Source organism: Alloprevotella tannerae ATCC 51259 (assembly GCF_000159995.1).
Taxonomy (GTDB): Bacteria; Bacteroidota; Bacteroidia; order Bacteroidales; family Bacteroidaceae; genus Alloprevotella; species Alloprevotella tannerae.
In genome coordinates this window covers 1423116-1429330 of sequence record NZ_GG700642.1, presented here as the reverse complement: position 1 = coordinate 1429330, position 6215 = coordinate 1423116, and the positions used below count along the sequence as shown (strand labels likewise).

Genomic DNA, 6215 nt, shown 5'->3' with positions numbered 1-6215 from the left:
GTATCGGGGATATCTTCTTTTTTCATAAGATATGCTACTGACGAGACGTCGGGTGAGCCATATTCGGTATAAATACGATGGAATGTACTTAAAGGGATACCGTGACGAGAAGAGAACTCATGCAAGGTTAAACCACTTGTTACATACTGATGTAATAACAGTATTTTCTCTGATTCATTGTAATGAGACATAAATTTTTACTCCTTTTTGATTGAGAAAGTGTCAACTTATTCAGTACACTACAGAGGATTCTTGGCCTTATGTAGATTGCTTCTGCACAGAGGCCAATAAATGAAATGCAATGGTCTACGTTTGCGCTCCTTAGTGTGGGCAAGCCCCTAAAGTTAAGAAGCGCTATCAGCGAGCAGCAAACGTAGGGTGTGCATATTATGGCGTTGATAATCAATATAAATGTACAAAGCAAACGCCTCCCGCTTGGTTTTTATAGAAACCGCCGTAGGATAAAAAAGTATCATCTACCCCGATTACCGGTCCATATTTGGCAAGTGGAGGATAGCGTTTAAGCGAGGCTTCTTTTGCCTGCACTATTACCGAGAAAGTAGGCGGCTTAGATCAGATCCTTGATAACTTCAAAGTATTTGTCATCATCAAATATCTCTTCGCCTTCCAGCATATAGGCTCTCATCAAAGGATCTTTTGCTTCCTCTATTCTCTTTAGTTCGTATAAAGATTCTCCCAAACCAACCCAGACGTATCCACATTCAAGTCCGTCAGGACATAGCAAGGCTCTATTATAGCAATCGTTTGCAGCCTGATAATTGTCTAAGTTAAAATAGCAATCTCCTAATGCTACATAAGTGTGCAAGGCTATTTCCCAGTCGGTTTGCGGCTGAGGGATTAAAGCCAGCGCACGTTCGTAATGTTTCAGTGCTGCATCGAAAGCTTCCTTTTCAAAAGCTTCATCTCCTTTGTTCATCTGATGCATAATGGCATCATAAAGCTGATCAGATAATTCAGTCATTGTTTAAGTCCTTCCTATATAAAAAATTAGATACTTAGATGGTTCATCTTCAAAGTAGCGCTTTCCTGCCATTTTTACAACTTTATCAAAAGCAATGAACGATGAATCATAATCTCCTATCTCATACTTGTATTTTCCTGTATAATGCATGAGTTCTTCATCCCTTTGATGAAGCTGATCGTTTACGTATGCCATTCTGTCGAGCCACGTTTTAGCATTCTTTATATCTAATGCGCTAAAACAATCATCAACAGCATATTTTGCCGTATTATAAGCCTCACTCCGGTTGTTTTTTGGCTCCGGATACATAGACCAAGCACGCTCGTGGAATTCAAGGCAAGATTGTAAATCGCCTGCGTTGTATAAGCGATGAGCATGCGCAGAAACAGCATCTATTTCTACTTGTAAGGTGTTCTCTAAAATGGCCATTGCTTATTATTTTGAAGGCGCTTTATCTGCTTCATATGCGCCATTTTACCTTGCTCCATTATATCTGTTGGCACCGCCGCGGGATAGGGCAGCCGGCGATGTGCGCAAAGCATCAGGGAATGTGGATGAGGACAACGCTGCCTTTGACGGTGTAGACGCCCTCGCAGATCGCCGCGTCGTGGCGCGCAAGAGGGGTGTCGTCGACCAAGCAGTCGGTGAGGGCGAAAAGGATCGTCCGGCCGCTTGGCAGGGTAGAGCAGTTGTCGAGTGCTATGCGCGCCGTGATGGGTAAGTCGCGGCGGACGATTACGTTGAAGTCTATCGCGCCCGACGTATTGCGAGAGCGCATTGCCTGCCCGCCATCAAACTCAAATAAGTCAGTAGCAGATAGCTTTACCGCATTCTCTTCGCCCACAGCTCCATTTTCCGCTGCCGATTGCGGCTCGGATGCGCTCGGATAGAGCACGATCTCTCCATTCAAAGGCATAAGATAGCGCCGATAGCCCGTGAAGTCGGAAAAATTGCTCTCCGGCGTATCTATGACCGCTGAAGAAATACGAAGGTCAAAGTTGCGCGCGGCGAGACTTGCCGTCGCTGGAAAAATGCAGATCTCGCGGGTTATGCCGCCTGACCACTGCGTCGTTTTGTAAGTTGCTTGACGAACAATCTGTTTCATCTTCTTTATATAAAATCGGCCGCCGCAAAGAGCGTGCGGCGGCCGATTTTATAGTTTTATGTCATTGGTGATCAATCAAAGGTCGCGTGCTACGCGGAAACCTACGTTGTCAGCCGACATTGTCTGAAAGTCGCTAAAGCGGTTTGCACTGCGTGCGAAGCAAGCATTATGGCCCCAGCTTCCGCCGCGCATAACTCTATCATTACCGGTCGCCGGTCCTGTCGGATCCGTAACGGCCGTTGAAGGATAATTGTCGTAAACATCAGCACACCACTCGTAGACATTACCGTGCATATCGCAGATGCCCCAAGGGTTCTCGTTGTCTAATTCGTCGACCTCTGTCGTGCGGCCGCGGTAGATGCCTTCCGGATAATCTTTGTAAGGTTCAGTGCCGTCGTAGTTGGCTTGATCCGTCGTGACATTGTCGCCTGTAGAGAACGGGGTTGTAGTTCCTGCGCGGCAAGCGTACTCCCATTCAGCCTCAGTGAGAAGACGGCAGCCGAGCCATTCGCAGAAAGCTTGTGCATCGTTCCAGGTTACGTCTACAACAGGGCGTTTTCCGCGGCCCCAGTTGAAGTCTTTTGGCTTCTCGCGTCCGGTAGCTTCGCAGAATTTGTCGTATTGTTCGAACGTAATAGGGTATTTACTGATGTAATAGCCTTTGGTCAAGGTCACCGTGTGCTGAGTTTCATCCGGGTCTGCCCCATCTTCGCTTGCCGGACTTCCCATTTCAAAAGTGCCCGGTTCTACTTTAATCCATTTAATCCCGATTGCTTCGGCCGGATCTTGAGGCTTAGTTGCTTCAAAGAAGGTTACATCAGTCACATCCTTTACAGCCATCGTATCTTTGGTGCCGTTTGAGAGGCTGATGACCATATTCCAATTTTGAGCAAACAGATTGCCCGCTGCTGCAAGAAAGGCTGCAGCTGTTAAGAGTAATGTTTTTTGTCTCATCGTAAAGTATTTAACGTGGTTTTACTTAGTATTTTATTTTTAGGCACACAATTTTTGGGTTGCCTCTTGTGTGCGATAAGGCCTTGAAGTGTGATTTTCGGAAGTAAAGGTAGAGATATTTTTTATTATACAAATATTTTGCAAGTACATTTTCCTCTTTAACTTGCTTTTTTCTCTCTTTTTTTGCTGCTGAGGCCTCATCTTTGGTTGAAAAAGGCTGATTGCGGACAGCAAATCAAAGTAAAAAAGAACGAGCAAAAGTTGGTTGCCTCTTGCCCAATGCCTACCTTTGCAGCGCACATTTCGGGCCCGACCGGATTTGACAGCGGGACGAGGTGGTGCGTAAGCACGCAGTGCGCCTGAGGGTGGGCACTTTAATATCGGCCTTCAACAATTTAACTGGCGAAAACAATTATGCTCTCGCTGCTTGATCGAAGTATAGTACATCAAAGCTTTATCCGTTCACGGCGTGAGCGGACGAGACATCACTCCGAAGCTCTTTTTCCGAAGCTCGCGGGCATAGTGGTGCAGACAAATCGGGAATAGTTGCGATTGGCCTCGCAAGCGCGGCGAAAATTTAGAGGATAAGGTGGCGTAAGAGTTGCTCTGCACTCAGCGTTGCTCGAAAACAATGGCAGAGATAAGCGTGTAGAAAGCGTATGATTTCCCCGTTTGGACGAGGGTTCGATCCCCTCCGGGTCCACGCTGACGTCTTTTTGACGTACACAAGTAGAAAAGCGCCTGTCGATGACTATTTGTTTAGTCGGCAGGCGCTTTTTTATGGGCCGTGTTCCTCTATAATATATAATGTCTTCCGCCTTTTGTGGCGAAGGTTGGCCAGTCGAAGGGTCGGCCGACTCATCCGGAGAAGCCATAACGGAAAAAGCTCCCGCAACCGAGTGGCAGTTGCAGGAGCTTGTCTGTTGTCTATGAAAATCTCAGAGAGATTTAGAGTTGGTCATCTTCCGGCTGTTTGTCCAAGAAAGAAACCAGCATCCAAACGTTCTTCTCTTGTCCAACGAGGAAGTCGTCCATCAGAGCTACCGTAGCTTCATCACTATATTCGCCGGCCAAGTCTACAATCTTGCGTTCTTGTGCAATGAGGTCGCCAAGGTTTTCCAGCACACGGCGTAGGCCATCCTTGCCTTTCAAAGGCAAATTACCATCTTCTTTAATGTTAGATGTCTTCAAATATTCGCTGAAGCGATTTTCAGGCGTATAACCCAATTGTAAGATGCGTTCTGCGATTTCATCAATCTTTTCTGCCGCGTCGTTGTAAAGCTCTTCATATTTTGCGTGCAGGGTGAAGAATCCTTTGCCCTTTACGTTCCAATGGAAGCCGCGGAGGTTAGTGTAGAAGATCTGATAATCGGCCAATAATTGTTTGAGAGCAGCTACAACGCTTTCAACTTTTTTTTCATCTAAATGTAGATAATCCAATGTCTTCATAAGTTTTATGTTCTAAATTGTTCTGAGAGAATAGCAGATTTTCCGCTTTCGTTCATCGACAAATATAAGTCAATCAAAAAGAGAATGCAAATGTTTTGTTGACATTCTGTTTATTTTTCAGATCTTCATCTGTGATTTTATAAAAACTATATGCGCAACATCTGTTGTTGCTATATGAAGATTGCTTTTAGGTGCGTTATTCGGCGACGCATAAAGCGAGGCCTAACCTATTCCTCTTTTCTTCTTCCCGTTTCTTGTGTTCAAATAAACAGAACTGAGGCTGTTTTGGTTTGTGCCGGCGCTCTTGGTATATGTTTGCCCATTCTGTTATCCACGCTGTACTACGCTGAGATAGATGTCTGCGGTAAAACTTTACGTAACACGGCGCGAGAATGGTCGAACCGGGCGGCTGCACCCCATTGTTGGGGTGAGAAAGCTTGTGAGACGAATTAAAGGCACAATTTTTTTCGTGCGAAAAAGAAAAAAGCACTTTTTCTTGGAAAAAATACTGCCTCAAGCACCTTGAAAATGCGTAAAACTTAAACGCAGGTTGGGCACCGAATACTCGAAAATGATTACCCGTCGCGAAGTGTCGGGAAAAAGAAGTGAGTGACAAGTATCGGTAGGCGTCCCTTTATGGCCGTTTTGTCTGCGCTGCTTTTTGCGCCGATTGGGGTGCGCCTTGAGCGAAGTTTGTACCGGTTTTCCGAACGTTGACTTTTTCAGAAGAATGGGGAAGAATAAGATCGTTACCCCAAAGCCGAGTCTGCTTGCCGGCAAGCGCCTTTGCTCGTAGGGCGGGCGGCCTACTGTATAAAGCCAGAAAAGGCCGACTTAACAAAAGTCGGCCCTTTTCGGAACATAACAATTTAAATTTTCTACTCAACTCAGAACGGCCGTTTCCGCATCTCCCGACGAGTGGCGTACCGTTTCCACAAAGTAATGCTGTGGTGCTGAATCTGATTGCAAAGGTACGCTTGTTGATTATCCGGTGCAATACCTAAAAATGTGGATTTTTGGATTTAATCCGGGAAAAAGCGGGATCTTTCAGAATTGATACGTGAGTGTGACGAGCGCCGTTACGTTGCGATCGCCCGTCGCATTGAATTTTGTCAGGCCCAAATCAGTCTCGATACCCAGCGTAAGGTGCGAAGGCAACTGATAGCCTAAGCCTATGGTCAGTCCGCCGTCGAAGCGATGTGTCCCGTGCTCTTTGAATGTCTGCGTATCATAATAGAGCTTCCGAGAACCTATTTGCCCCACATCGCCTCGCGTCGTCTGCTTTCCGCCGAGCCCGTAAGCCACATAAGGGCCCGCAGAAGCTACGATATAATGCCCGGCTGAAAGGCGAAAGTAGTAGTTGAAGACGAGTGGGAGTTCGAGATAGTTGGCCGTTGTCGTGCGATTTCGGATGCCTGTTATCGGATTGCCATCTTTATCCAAAGCCTGCGAACCATCATCGTTGCGGAAATAGACGCGCTGATTGTGATTCTTCCATCCCTTAGCGTAGAATACGAGTGAGGGCGCGAACGTCAGACTTTGCGATAGCTCAAACTCGACACCCAGTCCGGCCTTAAACGATCCGATAGGCGTCGCATTATTATAATGTGTAGCCACGCCGCCGCCGATGCGCATTTGGAAGTTTTGCGCCCGCACGCCGGCTGCCGACAAAATCAGAAGTGCTGCTAAGAAAAACCTACTCATAAGGGTAAAGATAAAGAGATG

6 protein-coding genes, 1 other RNA gene and 1 pseudogene are annotated in these 6215 nt (G+C 46.4%); 1 reads left to right on the top strand and 7 read right to left on the bottom strand.

What is annotated here, in order from left to right; all coding sequences use genetic code 11:
* The 5 genes and pseudogenes from GCWU000325_RS12245 to GCWU000325_RS06050 form a co-directional block, all read right to left on the bottom strand.
* Positions 1-191, bottom strand: a pseudogene (locus GCWU000325_RS12245) (transposase); the annotation flags it as partial.
* Positions 192-568: 377 nt separating this feature from the next.
* Positions 569-982 carry a tetratricopeptide repeat protein gene (locus GCWU000325_RS06065; protein WP_006255403.1) on the bottom strand — a complete coding sequence of 138 codons (414 nt, stop codon included), beginning with the start codon at positions 980-982 and terminating at the stop codon, positions 569-571.
* A 3-nt stretch (positions 983-985) separates the two neighbouring features.
* The gene (locus tag GCWU000325_RS06060) at positions 986-1411 is read right to left on the bottom strand and encodes a hypothetical protein (protein ID WP_006255402.1); all 426 of its coding nucleotides are present in this window, start codon (positions 1409-1411) and stop codon (positions 986-988) included.
* Positions 1412-1523: 112 nt separating this feature from the next.
* Positions 1524-2087 (bottom strand): HutD family protein, encoded by a 564-nt coding sequence (locus GCWU000325_RS06055; protein WP_006255400.1) that lies wholly within the window; start codon positions 2085-2087, stop codon positions 1524-1526.
* A 75-nt stretch (positions 2088-2162) separates the two neighbouring features.
* Positions 2163-3041 carry a formylglycine-generating enzyme family protein gene (locus GCWU000325_RS06050; RefSeq protein WP_006255399.1) on the bottom strand — a complete coding sequence of 293 codons (879 nt, stop codon included), beginning with the start codon at positions 3039-3041 and terminating at the stop codon, positions 2163-2165.
* Between the two features lie 305 nt (positions 3042-3346).
* Here GCWU000325_RS06050 and ssrA point away from each other — a divergent pair.
* Positions 3347-3747, top strand: a transfer-messenger RNA (tmRNA) gene (ssrA, locus tag GCWU000325_RS11475).
* 242 nt (positions 3748-3989) lie between these two features.
* Here the strand turns inward: ssrA and GCWU000325_RS06045 are convergent.
* Together GCWU000325_RS06045 and GCWU000325_RS06035 are read right to left on the bottom strand one after the other, a co-directional pair.
* Positions 3990-4490 (bottom strand): Dps family protein, encoded by a 501-nt coding sequence (locus GCWU000325_RS06045; RefSeq protein WP_006255397.1) that lies wholly within the window; start codon positions 4488-4490, stop codon positions 3990-3992.
* A gap of 1047 nt (positions 4491-5537) precedes the next feature.
* Entirely contained in the window at positions 5538-6194 is a 657-nt protein-coding gene (locus GCWU000325_RS06035; protein WP_006255394.1) for a porin family protein, read from the bottom strand.
* Between the last annotated feature and the right edge of the window lie 21 nt (positions 6195-6215).